The organism is Catellatospora sp. KI3, assembly GCF_029948125.1.
Classification (GTDB): Bacteria; Actinomycetota; Actinomycetes; order Mycobacteriales; family Micromonosporaceae; genus Catellatospora.
On sequence record NZ_JASAMB010000003.1, the window covers coordinates 363,835 to 387,899 of the forward strand.

The following is a 24,065-nucleotide window of genomic DNA, read 5'->3' on the forward strand; positions in this document are numbered from 1 at the left end:
CCGATCAAGGCGAGAAGCGAGACAGGCCATGCACAGTCCAGGAGCGCTGCTCGGCGGACGCTACCGGTTGGACGACCGGATCGGCGCCGGCGGCATGGGGGAGGTCTGGCGGGCGACCGACACGGTGCTCGGCCGGGTCGTCGCGGTGAAGACCGTGCTGCCCGCACTGCTCGCCGACCCCGGGTTCATCCGCCGGTTCCTCGCCGAGGCGCGCGCGATGGCCGGGGTCCGCCACCGCAGCGTGGTCACCATCCACGACTACCACGGCGACGCCGACGGCGCATACCTGGTGATGGAGCACATCGAGGGCGAGTCGCTGTCGCAGACCCTCGGCCGGCACGGGCGGTTGACCGCCGAGTCCACCCTGGCCATCGTCGCGCAGACCGCCCAGGCGCTGCAGGCCGTACACGACCAGGGCATCGTGCACCGCGACGTCAAACCCGGCAACCTGCTGGTGCGGCTCGACGGCAGCATCGTCCTCACGGACTTCGGCATCGCCCGCGGGCAGGACAGCACCTCGCTCACCACACCCGGCGGCATCCTCGGCACACCGTCCTACCTCGCTCCGGAGCAGGTGCTCGGCCACCCCGCCGACGCGCGCAGCGACGTCTACGCGCTCGGCGTCGTGGCGTACGAGTGCCTGGCCGGACGGCGCCCGTTCACCGGCGACAATCCGTTCGCGGTCGCCATGCAGCGGGTGGCGCAGCCGCCGCCCCCGCTGGGCCCCGATGTTCCGGCGCCCGTGGCCGCCCTGGTGGAACGGGCCCTCGCGGTCGACCCCGGGCAGCGCTGGCCGTCCGCCGCCGCCCTGGCCGCGGCCGCCGACGGCGTGCTGAGCGGGGCGCCGGCCGAGGCGCATGCCGCGGCCAGGCCCCCCGTCGCGATCGCCGTCACCGGTCCGGGCGATGAGTCCAGCGCGATCGCCGTGCGCCGCCGGGCTCCTTTGCTCGTCGCGGCTGCGGCGGCGTTCGTGCTCCTCACGGGCGGCGGGGTGACCGCCTGGACGGTGTGGGGCTCGGACGTCTTCCCCCCGTGGTCGGCGCCGGACGAGGTCGGCACCGGGCAGCAGGTGCCCGCCGGCTACGTGGCGTGCGGCGCGGCCGCCTGCCCGCCCGCACCCGAGTGCTGGGGCGGTCTGGTCAGGACGGGCGGCACGGCGCACCGGCCGAAGCGGCAACCCTGCGACGGGCCGCACGGCTGGGAGACGTTCGTCGTGGCGCCGCTGCCGGCCGGGGCGGAGTTCGTCCGCCAGGACGAGCTCATGAACCGGGACGATGTCGCGGCCCTCTGCTCCGCGCAGACCATGGCGCAGCGGACCCGCGAGGGTGCCACGACCACGGGCTGGGAGCGCCAGGCCTGGCCGGTCCAGGTCGACAAGGACACCTGGCTGCTGTACTGCCTGGCCACTCGCGTCGGGGCCGGTGACATCACCGAGTCGGTGTTCAAGGCGCCCGGCTGACCGGCGCGTTCCTCATCGGCTCCGGGACGTCAGCAGCGCGCGCGTGTGCATCGCGACCGCGCGCCTACGCTCGACCGGGACCATGTGCGTCTCACCGGGGAACTGGACGAGCGACGCGTGCGGCAGGAGGGCGGCCGTACGCTCCGGCTCCCGGCCGAACACCTGGTCGTGCGTGCCGCTGACGATCAGAGTCCGTGCCGAGACCAGGGACAGCGACGCCTCGTCGACGGGTGAGTCGAGCACCGCGCGCAGTCCGCGCACGATGACCTGAGGATCGTTCATGCCTTCCGCGGCGCGACCACGGCGGGTGCGCAGCCGAAGACGGAGCAGCCAGTTCAGCCAGGGGCGGCGGAACATGCCGACGAAGTCCGCCCCCAGCGCGGCGAAGTCCCCGTCCGCCGCGAGGTCGAGCTGGCGGCGTACCAGCTGCGATCCTTCCGGTGAGAACCGGTGCGCGCTGGCCAGCAGTACCAGCTCCGAGACCAGGTCCGGGTGGTCGGCGGCGACGCGCAGGGCGACGATGCCGCCGTACGAGACGCCGACGAGCTGCACCGGCGCCCCGAGCTCGCCGATGATGGCGGCCACGTCGGCGACGATCGTCGCGAGGCTGTGGCTCTCGCCCGGCGCCGGGTCGTAGCCGAGCAGGATGAAGCCGCGGTCGGGCGGCAGCACCGCGGCGACCCGGCCGGCGTCCCGCGCGATGCGCTGCGGTGTCGGCCGCTGCATGAAGGCCTGGCCCCCGGCGAGTACGAGGATGGGCTGATCGTCGCGGCCGACTCGGGCGTAGGGGATCCGGCCGAGCAATGTACCGGTCTCGATCGTCACGTCGGAGGATGGTAGCCCTGGTCGCGTCCGGGAAGGTACCCGTTTTCGCGTTCCGGCATCGGGCCCGACGAGTGTGCCATAGCGTGGCACGCAGAGGTACCAGCGCACTGCGCCACCCGTGACGTCGAGGATGCACATGATGAACTTGGCGGAGTCTTCTGTCGGCAACGGCGACGTCCTGCTGTGGATGTTGGAGTTCTTCCTGTTCGTGATCTGGTTCTGGCTTCTGGTCATCGTCTTCTCCGACCTCTTCCGCGACCACGAGACGTCAGGCTGGGCCAAGGCACTGTGGATCATCCTGGTCATCGTGCTGCCGTACCTGGGCGTCCTGCTCTACCTGATCGTGCGCGGCCGGGGCATGGCCGAGCGGAACCTGAAGCAGCAGCAGGCCATGAAGCAGCAGATGGACGCCCAGATCCGCGCAGCGGTCGGCACCGGCGCATCCCCCGCCGACCAGATCGCACAGGCGAAGGCGCTGCTCGACAGCGGTGCTGTCACCCAGGCCGAGTTTGAAGCCCTCAAGGCGAAGGCACTGACAGCCTGATGCCCTGAAGCGGGCCGCCGCGACTGGCCCGGGTGCGCCACCATGAGCGCCATGACAGTCCCTGGTGCCCAAATGGCCGTTGCGGTACGGGCGTTTCGCGCCGGGCCGCTGACCGCCGCGATTGCCCTGCTCACCACGGCGACCTTCGCTGCGCAGCTCGCGGAACCGGCGGTGGTCGACCTGCTGCACCGAGACGCCGCCCTGATCCGCGACGGGCAGTGGTGGCGGCTGCTGTCGCCGCTGCTCGTGCAGCCGTCGGGGTGGGGCCAGTACCTGTACAACACCCTGGGCCTGCTGCTGGTGGGCGTGGCGGTGGAGCGGCGCCTCGGCCAGGTCCGCTGGCTGCTGCTCTTTCTGGCGGGCGGCCTGGCGGGCGTGGCGTTCGCGCTGCTGCTCGACCCGTCCGGCACCGGCGGCGGCTCCTCCGACGCCGTCGCCGCCCTGATCGGCGCACTCGCCGTCCTCACCTGGCGCGACAGCTCGCCACCGGCCATGGCCTCCCGCCTCTACGGGTTCCACTTCACGGTGTACTTGGCGGTGCTCGCCGCAGCCGGGCCGACCGCCGGAACCATCGCGGGCGCGCTGGCGGTCGCCGTGTTCATGGCAACCCGGGCCGGTAGGGTCGGCCGGTGGGGTCTGGCCGCGGCCGTGGTCACGGGTGCGCTGGTGATGGTCGGCCTGGGCGACCCGCACGGCGTCGGCCTGCTGACCGGGCTGGTGCTGGCGATGGCACTCGCCAGAACAGCCGCGAAGCCGACCACACCACGTCCGCGCTCGGGCGACGAGTTAGAGCCCGGGGTCGGCGCACCCACAGGCGCACCCGCGGGCGCCGCACCACCACCGCAAACACCATGATCCGGTACGGCGGCCGCGGGCGAGCCCATGGGCCGGTCAGAAATCCTCGTCGTCGTCCCGCGCCCGGTGGATGCTCTCCGCGATGGCATCAGCGTCCCAGCCGCCGTCCGACCTGCTGTCCCGCCATGCGGCCACGGCCTCCTCGGCCTGCTCCTCGTCCCAGTCATACTCCTCGACCAGGGTGTCCGCGATCAACCGGTCCAGGGTCAGGTCGTCCATGGCGAGCCAGTCTACGGCCGTCAGCTGCCGTCGGCCGGTAGGAACTCCGGCAGCCCGAGCCGGGGGAAACGGTCGCTGTGGAACGTCACGATCTCGGCGATCGCCCCGCCGGTGACACGCAGGACGTCGATCGTCAGCGGCAGGTACACGGAGTTCAGGGCTGGAACGGGCGGGTCATCGCGGCGAGCAGCGTGTTCTCGTCGTCGTCACCGGCCAGGTGCCAGGTGAACGCGCCGCGCAGGCCGGCGCGTGCGGCGTACGCGGATCGCTCCTGGATGGAGTCGGCGTCCTCGTAGCTCACGAACGTCTGGGTGCCGGGATGGAACAGCCACGGCGAGCGGGCCACCGGATGGCGGTGGACCTGCCAGGCCGGATCCGCCAGCAGGTCGCGCCGGATGTCGCGCCAGTCGCCGGCGTAATAGTCGCCGACCTGCGGTTGGTACAGCCCGGCCTGCTCACCGGCTGCGGCGACATGGAAGCCGCGGCCGTAGAAGGGCACGCCGAGCACGAGCTTGTCCCGGGGCACCCCGTGGCTCTCGAAGTACTCGACCGCACCGGTGACGTGGTTCCAGCGCCGCAGTTCAGGCGCGAGCGGATCCTGCGCCACCTCGGCCAGCGGCGCGTTGAACGTGGCGACCGGCGAGAAGCCGGTCCCGAAGTCGTAGGTCATCAGGTTGACGAAGTCCAGGACCTCGGCGAGTGCGGCGAGCTCGTAACTGTCCGCCGGGTCGTACGGGCCCGCTGCCTGCAGCCGACCGGCCGGAAGGGCGGCGGTCAGCAGCCGGTCCGGGCCCAGCTCGCGACGCAGCTCCCGCGCCAGCAGGGTGAGGTTGGCGCGGTCCTCGGGCCGGTGGACCACCTCGGCCGGGCCGCCCGCGACGGGGAACTCCCAGTCCAGGTCCAACCCGTCGAAGTCCACCGCCAGATCCAGGCACCGGGCCGCGAACGCGGCCCGCGAGCCGGGCGTGAGCGCCGCGTCGGAGAAGCCGTCGGCGCCCCAGCCGCCGACGGAGAGCACGACGCGCAGGCGGGGGTTGGCCCGCTTGAGCTCGGCCAGGGTCGCGAGGTGCTCGGGCGCCCGCGACGGCAGCACCGGCTGCCCGTCCTCGATCGTGGCGAACGCGTAGAAGACGTGGGTGAGCAGGCCGGCGGCCCTGGCGTCGACCCGGTACGCCTCATCCGTGCCGTGGAAGTAGGCGCCCAGTACCGTCCGCTCCGTGATCATCCTGGCACCGTAGCAGCGGGCTGAGCAGTTCCCGCCGATGGCTTGGCCCCAGCCCGTCGAGCGGAGAACGTCGGCATGGCGGAAACCGCCATGCCGACGCGGCTTCTCGGTTCGAGCGAGATCAGTCGGCGGGCTTGCCGAACCAGCGGGAGAGATGGTCGTCCAGGTCCTGCTGGTCGTCGCCGATCCAGGCGACATGGCCGTCGGGGCGCAGCAGCACGCATGCAGCGTCCAGTGCCGCGGTGGCGTCCCCGAGGTAGTCGACCCGGTCCGCCCAGCCGCCGACGGTCAGCCGCTTCGTGCGGTCCAGCAGCATGCCGCGGCCGTGGTGCAGCAGACCGTAGAGGTTGCCCGGTTCGACATCGAGGTCGGGCAGGCGGCGGCCGAGCAGGTCGTGGCCGGCCCCGAGGTCGTAGCGGACGCCGATGGCGGTGATCTTCTCCAGCAGGTGGCGGTTGACCACGTCGAAGTCCATCAGTTCGGTGAGCAGCCTGCGCACCGCCTGCGGGCCCGGTTCGGTGGACAGCAGTTCCAGCTGGGCGCGGGTGTTGTCGAGCACGGCCGCGGCGACCGGCTGACGTTCGGCCTGGTAGGTGTCCAGCAGGGAGTCCGGTGCCCAGCCGCGTACCTGCGCGGCCAGTTTCCAGCCGAGGTTGAACGCGTCCTGGACGCCCAGGTTGAGCCCCTGCCCGCCGATGGGCGGATGGATGTGCGCCGCGTCGCCGGCCAGCAGCACCCGCCCGACCCGGTAGCGCTCGGCCAACCGGGTGGCGTCCCCGAAGCGGGACAGCCAGCGCGGGGAGTGGACGCCGAAGTCCGTTCCGGCGACGACCCGCAACTGGTGCCGGAAGTCCTCGATCGTGGGCGGCTGCGCGCGATCGCTGACCCCGGCAGCGGGGATGATGACCCGGTAGACGTCCGGGCCGAAGGGGGTGAGGATGAAGCGCTTGTCGGTCTCGCGCACCTCGGCGACCTTGGCGGCGATCTCCTCCGGCGGTGCCCCCGCTTGCATCTCGCCCATCAGCGTGTCGTTGCGCGAGGGCTCGCCGGGGAAGTCGACGCCGAGCAGTTTGCGCACCGTGCTGCGTGCGCCGTCGCAGCCGACCAGGTACCGCGAGCGCAGCCGCTGCCCGTCGGCCAGCTCGATGGTCACGCCCTCGTCGTCCTGCTCCAGACCGGCCACCGCGCAGCCGTGCCGGACCTGCGCACCCAGCGCGGTCGCATGGTCTTCGAGCTGCTGCACGATGACCGGCTGCGGAATGCCCAGCAGATAGGCGTACGGCGAGTCCAGGTCCGCGGGCGCGGGCTTCTCGATGGCGGCGAAGAAGGCGCTGGCCGGGCGCCGCCTTCCGTGTTCGAGGAGGCGCTCCAGCAGCCCGCGCATCGCCATCAGCTCGATGCTGCGGATGTGCAGACCGACGATGCGGACGAACGACGCGGGCTCGGTCTCCTGCTCCAGCACGAGCACCCGCACGTCGTGCAGCCGCAGTTCGGCGGCGAGCATCGCGCCGGTCGGCCCGCACCCGACGATGATCACGTCGAACGCGGGGGGCGTGCTGTCAGCGGGGAGTCCAGGCGCCGGGAGCGCGTGGAAGGGGTCGCGTCCGAGCGCATCGGTTGCGGACCGCTCGGTGGTGACCTGTGGAGAGTGCATGGGTGTTGCCTTTCGGGAGGCCTTGTCGGCGGCGCTCCCGGCGACACCTACGTCAGTCGCCCGGCCGTGACGGCAAGGGGGAGCACCCACATCGGTACAGCGTTCATGGGTCTCACCTCCTCGGGCGATGTCACGGTCAGCTGCAAGCTACAAGCCCGAGCCTCATCCGTCCAGTGCTTTGGCGCCGGTGTGAGCACCACCGCCGGGGCACCCCGCGCGGCGACGGGGCCTCAGGCAGACGGCGTATCCGCGTTCGGCCGCGCCGGCAGGCCCGCCAGCAGGTCGGCAGCGGTGATGCGGTGCCAGCGCGTGCCGGGCTCGCCGTCGACGAGCAGCGCCGCCGAGCCTTCCGCCACCTCGCCGCCCGCGATCGCCGCCAGCCGTCCCGCGTCCTGCGTGGCGGCGAACACGCGGCCCAGGGTCTCGGGTGCGGCGCCGCCGGTCGGCGCGGCCGCCGCCGCGCGGATCGCGGCGACCGCCGCGGCCGGATCGGCGGCCTCGACGGCGGTGGCGGTGCCGTCGGCGTGCACCACGTATACGCGGTCGGCGCGGGCCGCGGCGTGCCAGGCCGCGACGTCGAGCAGGGACGCGCGGCTGCCGCCGCGGAAGTGCTCCCACACGTCGGCGGCGACGCGGCCGAGCCGGGCGCTGTGCGCACCGATGCTGTGGCCGTACCCCTTGGTGGACAGGCTCACGTCGATCCACATCACCTCGCCCGCGGCGACGTCGAGGATCAGCGGTGCCAGCGACTTCGCGTCGCCGCGCAGGCCGAACTTCTGCATGACCCGCGCCGCGTCGAAGCGGCGGCTGCCCTGGACCGGCAGCGAGAACCCGGCGAACGCGGCGTCGAGCAGCTCGAACGGCACGTCGTTGTAGCTCAGCACCACCGGCACGGCCCAGCGGACGCCCGCCCCGATGAGCGCGTCCCGGTGCAGGTCGAGGTACTCGGTGGCGCCCAGCGGCGCCGGGGCGGAGGTGAGGTCACCGGAGTGGACCGCGGCGGTGTGCTTGAACCGCAGGCGGGTGAAGTCGCAGTAGCCGACCGGGGCCCACTGCTCGTCGTAGAAGCCGCAGGACAGGTCGAGGTCGACCCGGTGCTTACGGCTGTCGACCCAGTGCAGGAACAGCCGCAGCACCGCCGCGTCGGCGAGCGTACGAACGCTGCCCCGCGGCCAGCCGGCCAGCTGCGCGGACCCGGCGCGCTCACGGGTCGGCGCCGGTACGCCCGCCAGCGCGGCGTCCAGCACGGCGGCGTCGAACCGGTCGAGCCCCCGGGCGCGGGCGGCCAGCTCGGTGTCCGCGATCGCGCGGACCTGGGTGATCACGTCGGCGGGCAGCGGGACGCGCTGCTCCGGCGCGGTCCAGGTGCGCACCACGTCGCCCTTGGGGAAGAACGTGCGCCGCGGCGTGCCGATCTCCGGTCCGCGTGCGGCTGAGGGCGGTGCGGACCGGACGGGGGTACGCACGACGACACCGAAGGCCCGGCGCAGCGCGGCGCCGATCACGCCGACCTCGGCCGTACCGGCGGCGCCGACCGCCGCCGCGACCGGCCCGGGTGCGGACACCGCTGCGGCCGCCTCGGTGATGACGGCCTTGGTGGCATCGCGGCCGTGCAGCGCGCTGGCGGCCGCCGCCAGCACGTTCGGCGACACCCGGGCCGCCGTGTGCGCCAGCGCCTCGACGACCGTGCGCCGCGTCGCGGCGCCGTCGCCGGCCAGGCGCAGCAGGTGGTCGGCCCGCCGCCAGAGGTCCCCGGGTCGCTGCGCCAGCAGCCCCGCTGCGGCCGACGCGTCGCCGTCGGCCACGGCCTCCTCGACCAGCGCGGCGAACGTGCGCACGCGCACCGACACCGTGCCGTCGGGGTGCTCGGACAGGACGAACCGCTCGGGGCGGCGCGCGGCCGACGCGATGACGGCGAGCCCGAGCGGGCTCGCGGCCGGGGCGCGCGTCGCGCGCAGGGTCGCGAACACCGCCGCCGCCTGCGGGTGCGCGGCGACGTGCTCGTACGGGTGCAGCCGCTCGGCCAGCCGCTTCCACACCACCGGATGGCGGGCCATGTCCTCGGCGGCCGTGGCCGGGTCGAGCCTCTCGACGCGGGTCAGCACGGCCCGGCGCAGCGGTCGCGGCAGCGCCCGCACCCTCGGCGCGGCCACGGTGAGCCGCGGCTCGTCCGCCGGGCGGTACGCCTCCAGCGGCCCGTCCGCCTCCGGCTTGCGGGGCAGCACCAGACCGGCGTCGCCGCCGGAGTACGCCCACAGCGTCCGGGCGATGTCGGTGACGGTCGACCAGCGCGCCGCCGCCTCAGCCAGCACCTGCGGGTACGAGCCGGTGAGCGTGCTCGCGTGCAGCGCCCACGCGACGACCGCGGCCAGGGTCTCGCGGGCCGGAACCTGCTCGGGCAGCCAGTCCAGCCGGCCCGGCGCGGTCGCCGCCACCAGAGTGAACAGGTCGGCCAGGTCCGCCGTGCCCAGGGCGCTGGTCCGGGCGACGAGGTCGTCGCGCAGCCGCACCGCGGTGGTGTCCGAGTCCTCGTCCACGGTGATGAGCCGCAGCCGCAGCGGTTCCCCGGCCGTGGCGGGATCGGGCTCCGTGACCAGCACGTACGGGCTGATCGAGGTGAGCCGTCGTCCGCAGACCGCGCAGGCGGAGAATTCGGCGGGATCGAAGCACTCCTGGCAGACGGCATGCCCGCACGGATCGAGCATCCGGACCGAGCCGGCGGTGCCGCACAGCACGCACGGTGCCGCGTCCGCCTGGAAGAAGTGCACCAGCAGCCGGTCGACGAACAGCGCGTCGGGCTCGGCCGGGATGTCGGGGAAGCTGCGGAACAGCGGAACGTGCGTACGGTCGGCGCCGACGGCCTCGTCGGCCACCGCGCACACCCAGTCGGCCCAGCGCACCCGGGTCGCCGCGTCCAGCTGGACGAACCGGTCCCGCAGCGGCGCGGCCAGCAGCCAGCCCCGGGCGGCGAGGTCGACCTCGAACGCGCGCACCCATGCCGCGCCGTCCACCGCGGGCCCGGACCCGGTCGGCGCGGGCAGCGCGACCACACCCGCACGGCGCAGCGTGACGGTGGCGAGCGCGTCCATGCAGAATCCTCCGGCTGCCGAGGGCACGCCGGGCATCGGCGCGGAAAAGCCGGGTCGGTGAGTCGGAACGCTAATTTCGGTCCAAGAAGTGGGAGAGAAGGAAGCGCACCTGGGAGCCGACCCGGCCCGCCGATGCTACGACGGCCGCCCTGCCCGCTGCCACCCGGTTTATTGCGGAGCGGCCGACCGGGCCGTCGCGACGAACCGGCGGATCAGGTCGTGGTCCTTCACACCCCGCGACGCCTCGACTCCGCTGGAGACGTCCACGCCCCACGGCCGGGCCGCGACGATCGCGTCGGCGACGTTGTCCGGGCTCAGACCGCCCGCGAGCAGCCACCTGCCCTGCGGCGGGGCCGCGCCGAGCAGCGACAGGTCCCAGCGCTCGCCGGACCCCGCGACCGGCGAGTCGAGCAGCAGCAGCTCCTCGCCGTACGCGCCGACCCGCACGTCGGTGTCGGCGCGCAGGGTCGTCGCCCGGATCAGCTGGAAGGGCAGCCCGGCCAGCTCCTCGAACGCCGACCGCGAGTAGTCCCCGTGCAGCTGCAGGGCCCGGACCCCGGCCGCGACGGCGAGCCGGGCCGCCTCGGCGGCCGCGACGCCGTGGACGACGCCGACCGTGAGCACCGCCGGCGGGACCCCGGCCGTGAGGAGCCTGGCCTGGCCGGGGTCGACCCGGCGGACACTGTCGGTCAGCACGAACCCGACCGCGTCTGCCCCGGCGGCGACCACCGTCGCGACGTCGGCCTCGGTCCGGACCCCGCACACCTTCACGAACATGTCGAACACGATAGATCAGCCCGGTGCCCGGCCCGCCTCGGTCGGGCGGACCGGGCGGACCCGCCCCGTCCGCCCGACCGCCGCGGGGCCGGACCGCGCCGGGTCAGGCCGCGGTGCAGGCGGTCGTGCCGTTGAGCGCGAAGTTGCTCGGCAGCGGCGATCCGGTGGGCGTCGCCACGCTGAAGCCGAAGGTGGCGGACCCGCCCGGCTTGATGGTGGCGATGTAGAACGCCGGGGTCGCCGTCGCCTGCTCGCCCGTCCGGGTCACGGTCGCGTTGAAGGCGCCGAGCACCGTCTGCGCGGTCGGCAGCGTGAACGTGACCGTCCAGTTCTGCAGCACCGTCGCCGCCGTCATGTTCTCCACGGTCACCGTCACCGTGAGCTGCGTGCCGTAGCTGATGATGGAGGGCCGGCAGGTCGGTGCGGGCTGCAGCGCCCTGGTGGTGAACGTGACCGGGTCGGAGCGCACCGACCGGTTGCCGTTGGGGTCGAAGGCGATCACCACCACCGTGTACGTCGTGCTCGGTGTCAGGTTGTAGAGGTAGATGGTGCCGATGTTGTTCGTGGCCCAGTCCGTCCACACGCCGTTGACCTGTCGCTGCACCCAGTATCCGGCGACGCGGTTGTTGTCGGTGGAGCCGTTGGTGTTGATCGCCGCGGCGATCGTGCTCACCGAGTGCGCGATCGGCGTGGCCGGCTTGGTCGGCGGGACCGCATCGGGCAGCGGGGCCGTGGTCACGAAGATGTAGGCCGACGGGCTGCTCGCGGTGTAGCCCGAGCCGGCCCGGGCGTTGGCGATGACGCGGTACTCGTACACCTTGTCGGGGGTGAGCCCGGTGTGGGTGAACGACGTGGTCGCGCTGTGGGCCAGGTCGTACCAGGGGACCAGCGGGCCGTCGATGACCTGGACGGTGTAGTCCTGCACCGGGCCGGCGGACGCGGCCCAGGTGATCGTGATGCTGACCTGGGTGACCTGGGTGGCGACCGGTGTCCCGGGCGTGGGCAGCGGCGTGGCCGCGACGGCCGGCCCGGCCGCGACGGCGGCGGTGACCACGACCGCCGTGGCCACGCCGAGCAGGCGCAAGGGGAAGCGAGCATTCATGAGCGCGATGGTGCATCCACGGAGCCGCGAAATCCGCCGTGCTTGGACAGCGTTGGACACCTCACCGACGCCGTGCCGCCGACCGGCCCGGTGCGGCGGGAACGCCGCACCGGGCCGGTCGGACCGCAGCCGTCAGGGCAGCTCGGCCGCCTCGGCAGCGAACTGCACCCCGGTCATGATCGCCCCGTGCAGGAGCACCGCCAGCTGGGGCGCGGCCACGCCGTGCTCCAGATCGGTGATGGTCTCACCGGCCAGGAGCAGCTCACCCCTGCCGGTGTCGTGCACGTACGCCTTCGGCAGCACCCGGTCGTGGTTCCAGGCGTTGCAGAACGCGTAAGCCTCCATGAGCCGGTCGGCGGGCAGCGTCCGCTCGGCGACCACCCGCACGACCAGGACCTCGCCGCGCTCGCCCGCCCGGTCGAACGTGAACATGCCGTCGCCCCACTGGCCGCTGACCGTGCCGTCCTCGTCGACGCGGTAGCGGTCCCCGCGGTCGTCCAGGACCGCGGTGACGGCCTGCACGCTCAGCGGCTCGACCAGCTCCTCGCGGCCCTCCGGCGGCAGCCCGGCCTCCGCGTCCCAGGTCGAGGCCGGCCGGTCCGGCGGCAGCTCGACCCCGTCGGTGATCGGCGTCTGCGCCAGCAGCTCGGCGATCCGGCGCGACTGGTGGTCGGTGCCGTTGCGGGCGTCGAACCGGTCCGCGATCTCGCGCGCCTGCGCCGCCAGGTCGGCGCCGAGCTGCGCCACGGTCAGGTCGGCTTCGGCCCGGCTGTCGAAGGACGGCCGGTGTATGACGCGGTCGGTGTCGCCCGCGAGCCGGCAGACCAGCGCCCCCGCCGCCGCGAAGTCCATCGCCGACGCCTCGTCGTAGGGCCGGTCCAGCCAGCTCAGGTGCTCGGCGAGGATGTCGAGCCCACGCTCGGTGTGGCCGGTCAGCGCGCAGAAGCGGATGTGCTCACCCAGGAACGGGAACGCGTCGCGCTCGTGCCGGTGCACCCGGTACGAGCGCACGTGCGCCCGCGCCGCCTCGTCGTAGCGGCCTAGCCGCAGGTACGCCATCTGCGCCACGACCAGTGCCTTCTCCGGCTGCTCGGCGCAGCCGAGCACCCCAGTCAGCACCGGCTCGACGGTGTCCAGCGCCCGCTCCCACTCGCCCCACCCGGCGAGCAGGTCGGCCTGCCGCGACGGGTCGCAGCCGGCGCAGTCGCTGTTCTCGTCGCGCTCGGCCGTGCGCCACTGGTCGAACCAGCGGCGGGCCTCGGCCTGGTCGCCGAGGTGGTCGGCGATGCGGCAGCGCAGGTTGTAGACCGCCTGCAGGCTGTGGCCGCCGGCGCGGAAGCGCCGCTCCATGTCGTCCAGCGCGGCGACGGTCTGCGCCAGGCCGACCCGGGGCGTGTTGCGCAGCGTCGCCACCGCCCACTTGTGGAACCAGCGCAGCAGCTCGGCGTCGCCGTCGTCGAACATGGACGGATCGCGGTCGAACGCGGCCAGGCACCAGCCGAACGCCGGCAGCAAACGCCACCGCTCGGTGTGGTTGCCGTACGTCTCGATCAGCTCGATGCGGGCGTCGTAGCCCAGCCGGACGTCGCCGGCGGCGTCGGCGTGCGCGGCGATGCGCTCCAGCTCGGCGATCTTGCCGTCGCCGTACGGCATCGCTTCGGCCTCGTCGAGGGCGTCGCGCAGGTCGGGCAGGCTGGTCATGCGTTCTCCGTAGGAAAGGCGCGGTCGAGCAGGGAAAGGAACGAGCGGTTCAGCGCGGCGGTGTCGACCGCGCGCAGCGGGTGGTGCCCGGCCAGCAGCGCCTGCCCGTACAGCGCCTCCACCGCGTGCCGCAGTGCCGGGCCGGGCGGGTACGACGCCAGCTTGCGGATCAGCGGGTGCCGCCAGTTGAGCACCAGCTCCGGCCGGTGCTCCACCGTCACTTCGTCGAACGCCGACAGCACGTCGGACCACAGCTCGTCGGCGGCGTCGATGCTGCGCCGCACCGTGTCCTGGGTGCGGGCCTGCTGGCTGACCACGTACAGGGCGGGCATGGTCACCGGGTCGAACTGGCGGATCAGCGGCACGCAGTCCAGCTCGCGCAGCACGGCGCGGGCGGTCTCCAGGAACGGCGCGACCGCCTCCGACTGGCCCGGCGGGAGCGGCTCCAGCTTGGCGGCCAGCTCACCCGGGTCGAGCCGGCGCACCCGCGCCTGCGGCTCCACGTGGGACAGCCGCTCCAGGATCTGGGTGTCGTAGGCGTAGCCGGCGTTGACGATCGGCGTCCCGGCCGCGCTCGCGATCGCGGCCAGCGACCGGAACTCGTCGACGGTCTCGACGTACCGGATCATCGACCGGCCCTGGCGGAACGTGCGCAGCGCCATCGTGCCGTGGCTCGTCTCGAACGGCAGCCACGCGTCGACCAGGCGCAGCATCTCGTCATCGCGGACGGCGAGGGCCTTGACGCCGAGATGGTGCACGCGAAGGAACCTGGACAGCCGGTCCGGGTCGTTGACCGACAGGTCGAGCAGCCAGTCGCGGATCTGCCCGCCGAGCGCCTCGCGGACCGAGGAGAGCAGGTCGTCCTCGTACAGCGACTCGCGGCTGGCGGTCGGGCGCAGCATGCTCGTGTCGACCACGCACCGGACGAAGAACGCCCACTCGGGCACCAGCTTCGAGGTGTCCTCGCTGAGCAGCATCCGCTTGAGGTAGACGCGGTGCCCGCCCTGGCCCACCGCCGCCGGGGAGGCGAGCACGAAACCGACGCCGCGCAGGCCCGCCTCGGGCACGTTCAGGTCGATGACCTCCATCGGGCGGCTGCCGAGCACCCGGGCGCCGTAGTCGAGCAGCGCCGTTCGGCGGACCTCGGGATCGTCGTGGGCCACCTCCCACGGAGCCTGCGGCTCCGTGATCCGCGCGCCGCCCACCGTCACCTCGACGTCGAGCAGCTGACCGTACGACGACGCGAGCTCGCGCACCGCCGTCGCGGTGAGCCAGTGCCCGGCACCGGGGCGCGGGCGCAGCGTGACCGTGGTGCCGATGTCGGCGCCGCCGTCGGCGGCGTCGACGCTGTACCGCCCCTCGGCGAAGCCGGTCCAGCGCACCGCGGGCCCGCCCTTGGCCGAGCGGGACACCACCTCGATGGCGTCGGCCACCATGAAGCACGACAGCAGCCCGATGCCGAACTGGCCGAGGAAGTCCTGCCGGGCGAAGCCCAGGTCGTCGCGTTTGGACGTGCGGCCGACGCTGGCGAGGAACGTGTGCACCTCCTCCTCGGTCAGGCCGATGCCGTTGTCGGTCACGCGCAGCGCACCGTCGGGCAGCGGCTCGATGACCACCCGGCCCGCGGGGGCGCCGGGGTCCTGGACGCGCCGCGCCGTGATCGCGTCGGCGGCGTTCTGCAGCAGCTCGCGGACGTAGACGCGCGGGCTCGCGTACAGGTGGTGGCTGAGCAGGTCGACGACGCCGCGCAGATCGACCTGGAAGCGGTGCTCGGTCACGCCGCCAGCTCCGCGGCGGCCTCGGCGAGCTGGCTGCCGGTGGAGATCCCGCACCGGATGATCTGGTCCAGTTGCGGATGCGACACGCCGCGGGAGAGGTCGGCCATGACCTCGCCGACGACCCGGGCCGTGCCGTCGTCGTTGACGTGCACGTACGCCTTGGGCCACAGCCGGTCGTGGTTCCACTCGTTGCAGAACGCGTACAGCCGGGGCACGTCGTCGACCGTGAAACCGGTCGCCACGATGGTCCGCACCTGGAGGGCCTCGCCGGTCGCGCCCTGCCGCAGGAAGTAGACGACGTTGTCGTTCCACACTCCGCCGATGTCGCCGTCGTCGTCGGTGCTGAAGTTGTAGCCGCGGGTGCTCAGCACGGCCGCGATCAGATCGTTGGTCAGCGGCACGAGGGTCTGCACCTCGCCGTCGGATGGCATGAAACTCGGCTCCTGTTCCTGATGTCAGGCAAGGCCGCGACCGTATCAGCCGACGCTGACAACCGGCCGGTCCATTTCGGCGCCGACGCTCCGACCGTCAGGCGCGGCCCCATTTCTGGTTGCCGCCGGGCCCGCAGGGCCACAGGATCAGCTGGGTGCCGTTGGCCGTGCCGTTGTCGTACGCGTCCAGGCACTTGCCGGAGGCGACGCCGACGACCCAGCCGTTGGAGCGGACCCGCCACTGCTGCCCGGTCGAGCCGTTGCAGTCGAAGATCTGCACCGGGGTGCCGTCCCCGGTGGCACCGCCGGCCGCCTCAAGGCACTTGCCGTCGAACACCCGCAGCTGGTTGGCGGCGGTGGAGGTCCAGGTCTGGTTCATGGCGGGGTGGCAGTCCCACAGCGCGGGCCGGGTGCCGTTGGCCTGGCTGCTGTTGGGCACGTCGACGCAGCGCCCCGAAGCGACGCCCTTGAGGAGGGCCGGGGTGCTGCTGCGGTACCACTTCTGGTTCGGGCCGCCGTTGCAGGTCCACAGGACCAGGGCGGTGCCGTTGTTCGTGCCGTTGGCGTACGCGTCGAGGCACTTGCCGGAGGCCGCGTTGACGACCGATCCGTCGGAGTTGACGGTCCACTGCCTGGTGGTGGCCGTGGTGCAGTCGTTGATCTGCACGGCGGAGCCGTCGGTGCTCCCGGCGGCGGTGAGGCACTTGGTGCCGTAGACGAGCAGCTGGCCCGCCGGGTTCACCGTCCACCTCTGGTTCGCGCCGCCGTGGCAGTCCCACAGGACCACGGCTGTGCCGTTGGCCTGGCTGTTGTTGGGGACGTCGGCGCAGATGCCCGACTCCTGGCCCTTGAGGATGCCGCCCGGGTCGCCGGTGCCGCAGCTCAGCATCCCGGCGGTGTACGGGCAGAGCACGGTGGCGAAGCCGCCCCGGGTCGCCAGCGGCACGGACAGCGTGGTCGCGCTGGTGACGACCCGGACCTCCCGCAGCAGGCCGCCGGAGCCGTCCCGGACCGTCTCGGCGAGCCACTGGCCGGCGCCGAGGAAGGCGAGCGGGGTCTGGAACGTCTTCGCGGCCAGGGCGGAGACGCCGCCGACGTACCACTTCGCGCCGCCGCGCCGGGCGAGGTAGGCCTCCCGGTTGGGGCGGCCGCCGAGCAGCCGGGTCTCGTCCCAGGCCGTGGGGAGCTGGTTGAGGATGCGCAGCGCCTCGGGGCGGGCCTCGTAGCTGGCCGGGTTGTCGGCGTCGTGCTGCCAGCCCGACTCGAAGACGACCGCGGTGGCCAGCTCGTGCGCGTCGGTGGTGTCGCGGTTGACGCTGAAGGTGACGGGGGTGAAGTCCATGCTGGCGATGGCGTTGCGGGTGAACGGGAGGATCGTGTTGAGCGCGGCCCGGTTCTGCTGCTGCTCGGCGCCGAAGACGGCCTCCGCCGTCATGACGTGGGGCCAGGTGCGCTGCATGCCGCGCGGCGTGGCGCTGCCGTGGAAGTTGGCCATCAGCTTCAGCTCGGCCGTGCGGGCGAGCACGGCGTCATACCACTTCAGCGTAGGCTGGGTGAACTGGTAGCTGAAGTCGATCTTCACCCCGGCGACGCCCCAGCTCTTGACCAGTGGCAGCCACGCCTCGCGCTGCTGGGCGGTCTGCAGGTCGGCCGAGTTGAACCAGACGATCACCCCCACGCCCCGGTCCCGGGCGTAGGCGACCACGCCCGGCAGCCAGCTCGACTGCCAGCCCTCGTCGATGAGGACGTAGCTCCAGCCGTTGCGCTGGGCGAAGTCGACGTACTGCCGCTGCCGGGCGGCGTCGGCCGGGCTGGCGTGCTCGGTCAGCCAGGACCAGGCCACCGTGCCGGGCTTCACCCACGAGGTGTCGGTGAACTTCGCCGGGCTGGCGAGGTCGTCGACGATGGTCGACTCGGTGACCGTCTTCAGGTCGCCGATCGCCGCGGTGCGCCACGGCGTCGCCAGCGGCAGGGTCGCGGTGACCGGTGCCGCGGTGATCGAGGTGGTGTACGTGCCGGAGCCGGCCTGGTGCGACAGCGCGCTCGACGCGTACCGCCCGTCCAGGTCGGACTCGGCGAGCAGGGCGAATACGCCGCCCACGTCGAACAGGGCCGGCACGCCGTAGTTGTCGGAGGCGGCGGCGCCTGCCGTCGTCTCGAACCATACCCCCTGGTCCTCGCTGTGCGGTGGGACCAGCCAGGCCGGTGCCGAGGTGGGCAGGGCCCAGGACGAGGCCTCCCGGCGTACGGTGACCGAGCCGCTGCCGGGCAGCAGGTAGCGGTAGGCGGCCCCGGCGTCGGACACCCGCACCACGACGTCGAGCCGGGCGCCGCCCGTGCCCGTGAACGACAGCGTCGTCTGCGTGTAGGTGGTCTGCCGGCTGCGCTTCTTGCCGGTCGGCATCGTGTACGACTCGGTGACCGACTGGTCGGCGCGCGCGGTGAACGCCAGGTTGCGGGTGAGGTCTGCGGCGGCGGTCTCGATGCCGATGGGCGAGGGCAGCAGCACGGCGCTGCCCCGGCTCGACGCGCCGAAGCTGAGCACCCCGCCGTCCAGCGTGACCTGCGCGGAGACCACTCCGGCGGGCCCGGTGACCGTCCACGTCGTGGCGGCTGTCGCGGCGGTGGGGGTGAGGGCGACCGCGGTCGTGCTCGCGGCGAGGGTGGTGAGCAGCGCGACGTACGCGCGGAGCCTGCGGCGGATCATGCCGTCTCCTTGGTCGATGACGGTCACACGTCCGCCGAGACGTGCGTCAGATGCGCCCCCAATCCCACCACACCTCAACAACATCAAACAAGTGCCAAGCGTCGATGTCTGCCGCAGTTTCATGGAAAGTGCTGGAATCTTGGACCTGATTCGTGCACTTTCCCCGAAACTGCGGCCGCTCATGGCGCCCCGCGGGCGCGGTCACGAAGGGAGGGTCAGACGGCTGTGCGGGACCATTGCTGGTTGGTGCCGCCGTTGCACGGGTACTGCTTGAGGATCACACCGTCCGCAGTGGAGGCGGCCGGAACGTCCACGCACTTGCCGCTGTGCCGTGGCCGCAGCTCGAGGTAGCTGCCGTTGGCGACCAGCTGGAACTGCTGGTTGGTGCCGCTGCCGCAGGTGTACTGGATGAGCTCGGCTCCGTCGGCGGTGGAGGCGCTCGCCACGTCGAGGCACTTTCCGCTGTGCCGGCTGACGATGCGCCAGTAGCCGCTGCCGGCGTCCTGGAACTGCCACTGCTGCCACGCGTTGCCGTTGTAGGTGTACTGCCCGACGCGCGCCCCGTTGTCGGTGTTCGGTGCCTGGACGTCCATGGCCTTGCCGCTGTGGCGCACGTTGATCCGGTAGTACGTGGTCGGCGTCGGGGTGGTGTCGCCGACGGTGTCGCCCCAGGCGTACCGGATCCGGTCGGCGCCGGAGGTGTTGCGGACGGTCAGGTTGAGGGCGGTGCCGCTGCCGCTGAGGGCGAACATCGAGTAGTGGTCGTAACCGGAGGTGCCGGTCGGCTTGCCGCCGAGGGCGGGCCAGTAGGTGCCGCCCATCTGGTTGTCCCGCATGACCTGAGCCATGGCGCGGATGTGGCGGACGAAGTTGTCGGTGCTGTTCGCGTCGCCGTAGTTGAGTCCGGTGGCCATCGGGGCGCCGAACTCGGTGGCCACCGCGCGGGCGGCGCAGTTGCCCAGCCGGGTCTGGATGTGGCTGCGGAAGGCGTCGTAGGTCATGGCGCTGTAGAAGAAGGCGTAGTGGTGGAACGACAGCAGCGTGGCGTTGAAGCGGCTGTCGTTGCAGACGTCGCGCAGGTCCTGGCTGTAACCGGTGCCGCCGATCAGCACCCGGCCGGGCACCGCCGAGGGGTGGGCGCCGAGCCAGTTCGCCGCGACGTTGCGCCAGTCCGCCGAGGTGTAGCCGTGCGGCTCGTTCATCGGCTCGAAGTAGACGTTGCCGTTCGACGCGTACGCGCTGATGACCGTGGACCACATCGCGTTCCAGGCGGTGAGGTTCGTGATCTTGCCGCCGGAGGCGGCGCCGTCCTCCCAGTAGGCGAGGATGACCTTGAATCCGCGCTCGGTGGCCGCGTCGATGGCGCCGCGGTAGGCGCTCCACCAGGCCGTGTTGGCCACGGTGTGGGTGTTGATGGGCAGCCGGACGGTGTTGACGCCCATGGTGGCGGCCATGTCGTCGTAGAGGGCGTTGGCCTTGGCCCGTACCGTCGCGTTGCTGTCGGACTGGCTCAGGCCCTGCACGACCAGCGTGCCGGTGCTGAAGTTGTCGCCCAGCACGGCCCAGTTCATGCCCCGGAACTGGCGGGTGGCGGCGCTGGCCGGCGACGCGGAGACGACGAGGCCGGCCAGCGCGGTGAGCGCGGCCACCGTCAGCAGGGTCAGCAGCCGACGCGGCGACGACACGCGCCGTACCGGCATGGTTACGTAAACATCGGGTGGATTGATCTGTGCCATGGAAATGTCCGATCTCTAGGTTTCGAGCTCCGGTTCATGGGGTCGGATGCGACCTGCGGGCCGGGCTCAGGCCAGGGTGTGGCTCCACTGCTGGTTGTTGCCGCTGCCGCAGGTGTACTGCTGGACGTCCGCGCCGTCGCCGGTGCCGGAGTTGACGACGTCGAGGCACTTGCCGCTGTGCCGGGCCACGAGCCGGAAGTAGCTCCCGGCGGCCTGCCACTGCCACTGCTGGTTGGTGCCGCCGCCGCAGGTGTACTGGATGATGTTGGCCCCGTCGGCGGTGGAGGCGCTCGACACGTCCAGGCACTTGCCGCTGTTCTGGTTGACGATGCGGAAGTAGCCGCCGCCCGCGTCCTGGAACTGCCACCGCTGGTTGCCGCCGCTGTTCCAGGTCCACTGCTTGACCTCGGCGTTGTTCGCGGTGGAGGCCGAGACCACGTCCAGCACCTTGCCGCTGTTGCGGTTGGTCACGCGGTAGGCGGGGGCGGCGCCGGGCACGTCGGCCACCGGCAGGATCGTGCCGTGGCGGCAGCCGGAGCAGTTGATCTGGCTGAGGCCCGACCAGGAGTTCAGGTTGGCGCTGGTGGCGGTCCATATGCCGCCGTTGGTGTACTTGTCGATCCAGATGCGCCAGGAGCCGTCACCCATCCGGAGCACGGCCGGTCCCTCGTACCCCGAGCTCCACAGCTGGCCCTGGCTGCTCCACCCGCTGGTGAGGCCAGTGCTGGTCCAGTGCTCGATGTACTTGGAGGTCTCGTTCTTGGTGAAGGCGTGGTAGGTGCTGCCCGACTTCACCACGTACGTGTCGATGTGGTTGAAGCCGAGGCCGCCCATCTGCGCCGGTCCGCTCCAGGAGGTCAGCGCGGCGTTCTGGGCGGTGAAGACGTAGGGGCGGAAGCAGTCGGAGCACGTCGTCTGGGCGATGCTCACGATGACCCGGACGACGCCGTCCTCGACGTAGAACTCGGGCGCCCAGGTGAACCGGGTGCCGGCGACGCCGGAGTCGACACTGGCCACGTGGACCCAGTTGACCAGGTCGGGGCTGGAGGCGATGTTGAAGTACGTCGAGTTCGTGGTCCACGACTGGACGGTGTAGGCGATGTAGTAGAGCCCGTTGTGCGCGATGATGCTGGGATCGCGCAGTACGCCGGACGGGCCGCGGTAGTTGGTGTCGGCCAGCACGCCGAAGTTCGTGCCGTCGGTCGACGAGTAGACCCAGAGTTCCTGGTCGGCGGCGGCGTCTCCCTTGAACGTGGTGTAGACGTAGCCGGGGGCGGCTTGTGCCGGTGACGCGACGACCGCCGCGGTGCCGACGGCGGTGAGCACCGCGAGGCTGAGTCGGGCCACCCAGCGTCTGGCCTTGAGCTTTCTGTCCACAGCTGATCTCCTGGGTCGATGGGGCGGGGTCCCGCGTGGAGTCGCACGAGACATCGATGTTTCGGGATGTTAGCGCAAACATTTCTTCTGCGCAGTCTGGGCAACACCGGCAAGGCTGTCAATACCGGCCGACCTGAGGGCGTCGGCGGCGGCTGGCCGAACTACGCTGAGCCCCAGCGCGGCTGCCGGTCTAAGGCGTGTTCGCCGCCCGCGTAAGACCTGGGAGGGATCTTGAAACTCTTGCTCACGTCGGGCGGGGTCACCAACCCGAGCATCCAATCGGCGCTCGTGGACCTCCTCGGCAAGCCGATAGCCGAGTGCCGGGCCCTGTGCGTCCCGACGGCGCAGTGGGGACACCCGATGTGCGGTCCCGACTCGGTCCGGGGCATGGTGGCCGCCGAGCCCACCTGGCGGCACCTGTCCGGCCTGGGCTGGGGCTCGCTCGGTGTCCTCGAACTCACCGCGCTGCCCACCATCGGCGCGCAGCGCTGGGTCCCCTGGGTGCGGGAGGCCGACGTGCTCCTGGTCGACGGCGGCGACGCGACGTACCTGTGCCACTGGATGCGGGAGTCCGGGCTGGCCGAGCTGCTGCCGTCACTGCCCGACCTGGTCTGGGTGGGCGTGAGCGCCGGCAGCATGGTGATGACGCCCCGCATCGGCGCGTACTTCGTCGAGTGGCCGTCCGCGCCGGACGACCGCACGCTGGGTGTCGTCGACTTCTCGATCTTCCCGCACCTGGACGCGTTCCCGACGAACACCCTGGCCGACGCGCAGCGGTGGGCCGCCGACCTCGGCGTTCCGGCCTACGCCATCGACGAGCAGACAGCCATCAAGGTCGTCGACGGCACCGTCGAGGTGGTCTCAGAAGGACAGTGGACGAAGCTGGGGTCGTAGGCCGCCCGGCGTGACGTCGCGGCCCGGCCCGTCGTCCCGGGTGGCCGACCGCAGCACCGGCGGTCGGCCACCCGGACGGGTCACTACGGGTACGGCACCTCACGTCGGCAGCCGCCGAGGTACGTGGCGAAGCCGTCCAGTGCCAGGGCGAGCGCCGCAGCGTCGCCGCTGGGCCCGGTGCGGCGCAGTACGCCCTGGTCGTGCCACAGCTGGTCGCGGTCCCGCACGTAGGCGACCGGCAGGGCGGTCGTGGACGGAGCCTGCGCGGCCTGCTCGACGTGCCTCAGGACCGTGCCGTCGACCAGGGAGAACTCGACCCAGGTGAAGCCCGACCGCCCCTGGGCCAGCACTGCCGCGGAGCGGTCGGTGATCGGTGCCACCCGAGGACGCACGTCGAATTCGAGCACGTCCTGCCCCTCGTGCAGCACCGCGGCCAGGTCGACCTGCACCCGGTGGGACCGGCCGGTACGCGGGTCGAGCACGACCAGGCCGATCTGCTGCGCACGCGGCTTCACACCATCGCCGAGCAGGACCTCGCCGGTGTCCAGTACCCCGTAGAGATCGGACCACATGCGACGGGCGGCCTCGATCGGGGTCGACGTGAAGTCCGACAGCGAGATCAGACGCGGTGCGGGATAGCCGGGGATCACCACCCACCGGTCGCCCGGGGCGAACGCGATGGGGAAGTCGGGCAGCGTCCGCTGTGTCGTGCCGGTCAGGTCCCGCAGCACCGTGCGGCCGTCGTTGTAGCCCCACGCCAGCCAGCGGCCGCCGGGGGACAGGAGCAGGTTCGGCGCCTTCGTCGGGATCCGCAGGCCGTACCAGCCCGACGCGGTGGCCAGCTGCAGGTTCGTGCCGCCGTCGGCGAACATCTGCGCCCGCAGCAGCGACCCCTCGCCCACCCCGCGATCGGCGGGCAGCCTGGGCAGCGCCTGTCCGGGCGGCGGGAGTGCCTTGGGCAGCGCGGGTGCCGCCGGTGCGGTCGGCAGCGGACTGGCCGTCGGCGAGGGTGAGGCCGGGGCGGGTACGGCCGGTGGCGGCGACGCCTGCCGCGTCGTGAACACCGCCGCGGCGGCCAGCAGCGGCAGCACCACCAGCGCGGCGGTGGCCGCCACCCGGCGTACCCGGCGCCGGCGGGCCGTGGCCATCGCCGCGTCGGCGTCGGCGTACTGGCCGGCCTGCTCGGCGTACAGCGGCAATGCGCGCCGCAGGTGGTTCAGCGCCACGTGGGTCTGGCTCTTGACGGTGCCGATCGAGCAGCCCATGGCCGCCGCCGTGTCGGCTTCGGACAGGTCCTCGTAGAAGCGCAGCACCACGACCGCGCGCTGGCGCGGGCTCAGCGTGTCCAGCGCCTGGCCGACGGCGATCCGCTCCACGATGCGGTGCTGCTCGTTCGGGCCCGCCTGTTCGGGCACGTCGGCGACCGGGCGGGCCGGGCGGCGGCGCCACCAGGTGATCCGCTCATTGACCATGATCCGGCGTATGTACGCCTCGGGCTCGCCGTGGGCGACGATCTGCCGCCACCGCGCGGCCGCCCTGGCCAGTGCCGTCTGCACCAGATCCTCGGCCGCGTGGTGCTCGCCTGCCAGCAGGAACGCGGTACGCGACAGCGCGCCGCCCCTGGCCACCACGAACTCGTGGAACCCGTCGTATCTGTCCATGTGAAAACCTCCGCCCCCCACACGCGGCTGG

19 protein-coding genes are annotated in these 24,065 nt (G+C 72.5%); 4 read left to right on the forward strand and 15 right to left on the reverse strand.

The features are described 5' to 3' along the window. Positions 1–28 precede the first annotated feature (28 nt). Positions 29–1,459 (forward strand): serine/threonine-protein kinase, encoded by a 1,431-nt coding sequence (locus QEZ54_RS08115; RefSeq protein ID WP_281303862.1) that lies wholly within the window; start codon positions 29–31, stop codon positions 1,457–1,459. Positions 1,460–1,471: 12 nt separating this feature from the next. On the opposite strand, the gene QEZ54_RS08120 is transcribed toward QEZ54_RS08115, so the two are convergent. Further along, on the reverse strand, positions 1,472–2,284 hold the full coding sequence (locus QEZ54_RS08120; protein WP_281303863.1) for an alpha/beta hydrolase: 813 nt from the start codon (positions 2,282–2,284) through the stop codon (positions 1,472–1,474). A 130-nt stretch (positions 2,285–2,414) separates the two neighbouring features. Here QEZ54_RS08120 and QEZ54_RS08125 point away from each other — a divergent pair, with 130 nt between their 5' ends. Further along, entirely contained in the window at positions 2,415–2,828 is a 414-nt protein-coding gene (locus QEZ54_RS08125; protein ID WP_281303864.1) for an SHOCT domain-containing protein, read from the forward strand. Between the two features lie 72 nt (positions 2,829–2,900). Beyond that, the gene (locus tag QEZ54_RS08130) at positions 2,901–3,683 is read left to right on the forward strand and encodes a rhomboid family intramembrane serine protease (RefSeq protein ID WP_281303865.1); all 783 of its coding nucleotides are present in this window, start codon (positions 2,901–2,903) and stop codon (positions 3,681–3,683) included. 36 nt (positions 3,684–3,719) lie between these two features. Here the strand turns inward: QEZ54_RS08130 and QEZ54_RS08135 are convergent, their stop codons facing one another. The 13 genes from QEZ54_RS08135 to QEZ54_RS08195 form a co-directional block, all read right to left on the reverse strand. Beyond that, positions 3,720–3,902, reverse strand: a complete 183-nt coding sequence (locus QEZ54_RS08135; RefSeq protein ID WP_281303866.1) for a hypothetical protein — start codon at positions 3,900–3,902, stop codon at positions 3,720–3,722. 20 nt (positions 3,903–3,922) lie between these two features. Continuing rightward, positions 3,923–4,051 (reverse strand): hypothetical protein, encoded by a 129-nt coding sequence (locus tag QEZ54_RS08140; RefSeq protein ID WP_281303867.1) that lies wholly within the window; start codon positions 4,049–4,051, stop codon positions 3,923–3,925. Positions 4,052–4,056: 5 nt separating this feature from the next. Continuing rightward, positions 4,057–5,127 carry a glycosyl hydrolase family 18 protein gene (locus QEZ54_RS08145; RefSeq protein WP_281303868.1) on the reverse strand — a complete coding sequence of 357 codons (1,071 nt, stop codon included), beginning with the start codon at positions 5,125–5,127 and terminating at the stop codon, positions 4,057–4,059. Between the two features lie 121 nt (positions 5,128–5,248). Next, complete coding sequence (gene rox / locus QEZ54_RS08150; protein WP_281303869.1) at positions 5,249–6,781, reverse strand: rifampin monooxygenase; 1,533 nt, start codon at positions 6,779–6,781, stop codon at positions 5,249–5,251. Positions 6,782–7,011: 230 nt separating this feature from the next. Continuing rightward, a complete protein-coding gene (locus tag QEZ54_RS08155) occupies positions 7,012–9,870 on the reverse strand; it encodes an MXAN_6230/SCO0854 family RING domain-containing protein (protein ID WP_281303870.1) in 2,859 nt (952 codons plus the stop codon). A gap of 168 nt (positions 9,871–10,038) precedes the next feature. Continuing rightward, a complete protein-coding gene (locus QEZ54_RS08160) occupies positions 10,039–10,647 on the reverse strand; it encodes a phosphoribosylanthranilate isomerase (protein WP_281303871.1) in 609 nt (202 codons plus the stop codon). 103 nt (positions 10,648–10,750) lie between these two features. Further along, entirely contained in the window at positions 10,751–11,749 is a 999-nt protein-coding gene (locus QEZ54_RS08165; RefSeq protein ID WP_281303872.1) for a cellulose binding domain-containing protein, read from the reverse strand. A gap of 132 nt (positions 11,750–11,881) precedes the next feature. Continuing rightward, positions 11,882–13,450 (reverse strand): YbjN domain-containing protein, encoded by a 1,569-nt coding sequence (locus tag QEZ54_RS08170; protein ID WP_281303873.1) that lies wholly within the window; start codon positions 13,448–13,450, stop codon positions 11,882–11,884. Continuing rightward, on the reverse strand, positions 13,447–15,228 hold the full coding sequence (locus tag QEZ54_RS08175; RefSeq protein ID WP_281303874.1) for an HSP90 family protein: 1,782 nt from the start codon (positions 15,226–15,228) through the stop codon (positions 13,447–13,449). Before QEZ54_RS08175 ends, QEZ54_RS08170 begins: the two co-directional genes overlap by 4 nt. Next, positions 15,225–15,659, reverse strand: coding sequence for a YbjN domain-containing protein (locus QEZ54_RS08180; protein WP_281303875.1), 435 nt, complete (start codon positions 15,657–15,659; stop codon positions 15,225–15,227). The genes QEZ54_RS08175 and QEZ54_RS08180 overlap by 4 nt, the downstream gene beginning before the upstream one ends. A gap of 97 nt (positions 15,660–15,756) precedes the next feature. After that, on the reverse strand, positions 15,757–18,366 hold the full coding sequence (locus QEZ54_RS08185) for a glycoside hydrolase family 97 protein (protein ID WP_281303876.1): 2,610 nt from the start codon (positions 18,364–18,366) through the stop codon (positions 15,757–15,759). 215 nt (positions 18,367–18,581) lie between these two features. Continuing rightward, a complete protein-coding gene (locus QEZ54_RS08190) occupies positions 18,582–20,051 on the reverse strand; it encodes an RICIN domain-containing protein (protein WP_281303877.1) in 1,470 nt (489 codons plus the stop codon). Positions 20,052–20,168: 117 nt separating this feature from the next. Then, complete coding sequence (locus QEZ54_RS08195) at positions 20,169–21,479, reverse strand: RICIN domain-containing protein (protein WP_281303878.1); 1,311 nt, start codon at positions 21,477–21,479, stop codon at positions 20,169–20,171. A 231-nt stretch (positions 21,480–21,710) separates the two neighbouring features. Here QEZ54_RS08195 and QEZ54_RS08200 point away from each other — a divergent pair, with 231 nt between their 5' ends. Beyond that, positions 21,711–22,373: a Type 1 glutamine amidotransferase-like domain-containing protein gene (locus tag QEZ54_RS08200; RefSeq protein ID WP_281303879.1), complete on the forward strand. Its 663-nt coding sequence runs from the start codon at positions 21,711–21,713 to the stop codon at positions 22,371–22,373. 83 nt (positions 22,374–22,456) lie between these two features. Here QEZ54_RS08200 and QEZ54_RS36360 read toward each other — a convergent pair whose 3' ends face one another. Further along, positions 22,457–24,034 (reverse strand): SigE family RNA polymerase sigma factor, encoded by a 1,578-nt coding sequence (locus QEZ54_RS36360; RefSeq protein ID WP_348650522.1) that lies wholly within the window; start codon positions 24,032–24,034, stop codon positions 22,457–22,459. Positions 24,035–24,065 lie beyond the last annotated feature (31 nt).